Source organism: Oleiphilus sp. HI0043, assembly GCF_001634935.1.
The window spans coordinates 1-2,427 of the sequence record NZ_LWEY01001239.1 but is presented as its reverse complement, the minus strand read 5'-3'; the positions used below and the strand labels follow the sequence as shown (position 1 = coordinate 2,427).

2 protein-coding genes are annotated in these 2,427 nt (G+C 49.1%); both read left to right on the top strand.

All coding sequences use genetic code 11. The annotated features are described in order from the left end of the window. On the top strand, nucleotides 1–1,535 hold a 1,535-nt coding region (locus tag A3729_RS15405; RefSeq protein ID WP_068634044.1), incomplete at its 5' end, for an acyclic terpene utilization AtuA family protein. A gap of 12 nt (nucleotides 1,536–1,547) precedes the next feature. After that, nucleotides 1,548–2,261, top strand: a complete 714-nt coding sequence (locus A3729_RS15400; protein WP_369820137.1) for an SDR family NAD(P)-dependent oxidoreductase — start codon at nucleotides 1,548–1,550, stop codon at nucleotides 2,259–2,261. Nucleotides 2,262–2,427: the final 166 nt, after the last annotated feature.

Sequence of the window (2,427 nt, the reverse complement as noted above, 5' to 3'; positions counted from 1 at the left end):
CTGGCGGCGTTAACCCGCAAGCCTGTGTCGCTGCACTTGAAAAGGTAGCTGAATCCACGGGCCTTGAGTTGAAAATTGCCATGGTCGATGGCGACAACGTACTACCGAAAAAGTCTCACTATGCCAAGCAAGGCGTTAAAGAAATGTTTACCGGTGCAGATATGCCACCAATGTTTGTTAGCATGAATGCCTATTTAGGAGCGCCCGGTATAGCCGTCGCGCTAGATTCTGATGCTGATATCGTTGTCACAGGTCGTGTTGTCGATAGTGCCGTCGTGTTGGGTGCGATGGTTCATGAGTTTGGCTGGGCCTGGAATGACTACGACAAACTGGCACAAGGCAGCTTGGCCGGTCATATCATCGAATGTGGTGCCCACTGTACCGGTGGCAATTTCACTGATTGGGAACTCGTTAAAGATGATTTTGCTGATATGGGCTTCCCTATTGTTGAAATTAAGGACGATAGTTCCTTCTTTGTCACCAAGCCAAAAGATACAGGTGGTTTAGTTTCTGAAGCAACCGTTGCAGAGCAATTGGTTTATGAGATCGGTGACCCTAACGCTTACCTATTACCCGACGTTACTTGCGACTTTACACAAGTCAGATTAAAGCAAGACGGCGCCAATATCGTCCAAGTGTCAGGCGCACTAGGCCGAGCACCGAGCGATCAATACAAGGTATCAGCAACCTGGCGAGACGGTTTCAAGTGCACCGTCACCTTCTTGTTAGCCGGAATCAACGCAAAAGCGAAAGCCCAAGCCGTGGCTGAAGCGATTCTTGAAAAGACTAGCCATATGATCGAGGCTAAGGGCTTGAAGGCCTATTCGGAAAAAAGCATTGAGTTACTGGGCACCGAAACCACTTACGGTGAACAAGGCGCATCTGACCAGTGCCGTGAGATCGTGGTAAAAATATCTGTTGCTAGCCCTGATAAGAAGTCTCTGGTTTTATTTTCCAAAGAGATCGCACAGGCTGCAACAGGCATGGCGCCGGGCATCACCGGTATCGTTGGTGGTCGGCCAACGGTATGGCCTAAGATCCGTTTATTCTCCTGCCTTGTGCCTAAAGCCGACTTGGATGTGAGCGTCAAACTCGGTGAAGAGTCCATTCCTGTATCAATTGATAGCGAAACGTCTTTCGTAGGAGCTGAAGCGACTCAGAATAAAACAACTTTAGGCGAAAACTGTAATAGCTACGTTCCGTTAATCAAACTTGCTTGGGCTCGAAGTGGCGACAAGGGCAATCATTCCAATATCGGTGTCATCGCGCGCTCTGAGGAATACCTGCCCTATATTCGTGAAGCTTTAACTGAAGACTTCGTTGCTGAATACATGTCACATACGCTTGACCCAGAACATGGCAAGGTCAATCGTTGGGACCTTCCCGGCATCAATGCCGTGAACTTTTTACTCGAAAACAGCCTAGGTGGAGGTGGCGTTGCTAGCTTGCGCATTGACCCTCAAGGCAAAGCTTTCGCACAACAATTATTACAAGCTGCCATCCCTGTTCCTCAGGCCTTGGCCAATAAACTGTAGGTAAGATAAATCATGAGTCACCCTTATCAATCAATCTTCAGAGATGACCTATACCAAGACAAAGTATTTATCGTAACGGGCGGCGGCAGCGGCATTGGCCGTTGTACCGCTCATGAGCTAGCAGGGCTTGGCGCGCATTTCATCATTATTGGTCGTAAGCAAGAAAAGCTGGATGCTGTGGTTGCTGAAATCATCGAAGATGGTGGCAGTGCTGAAGGTTTTTCTTGCGATATTCGCGAAGAAGATATCGTCAAAGAAACGGTTAATGAAATCGTTAAGAAACACCCTGTGATATCGGGTTTAGTGAACAATGCAGGCGGTCAGTTCCCTGCCCCACTTACCGGTATTAACCAGAAAGGTTGGGAAACGGTGGTACGCACCAATCTAACCGGCGGCTTCTTGATGGCTAAAGAAGTGTATCTGCAAAGTATGAGTAAGCACGGCGGATCAATTGTCAATATCGTCGCTGATATGTGGGGTGGTATGCCAGGCATGGGGCACTCCGGTGNAGCCCGCGCAGGCATGGTGAACTTCACTCAAACGGCTGCCGTTGAATGGGCAGCGTCAGGCGTTCGTGTTAATGCTGTCGCACCGGGCTGGGTGATCACCAGCGGCATGGATACTTATCCTCCAGCCATGAAGCCTTGGATTCTAGGTTTAAAAGATGCTACACCAATGAAACGCAAAAGACCCGAAACCGACCCAACATCAGTGCACCACAAATAGCTACAAACCAGAGCAAAATTTATTAGTCCTCCCTCCATACGAATAGATCGCGCCGCCTCACAAGGACCCCGCGGCGCACCACCACCCAGAGCAAACAACTCAGACACTTCCGCTGGCTAACATCGCGCAGAGCTTCCCAAAATTTTCCAAGAGGAAGAAGAATAAA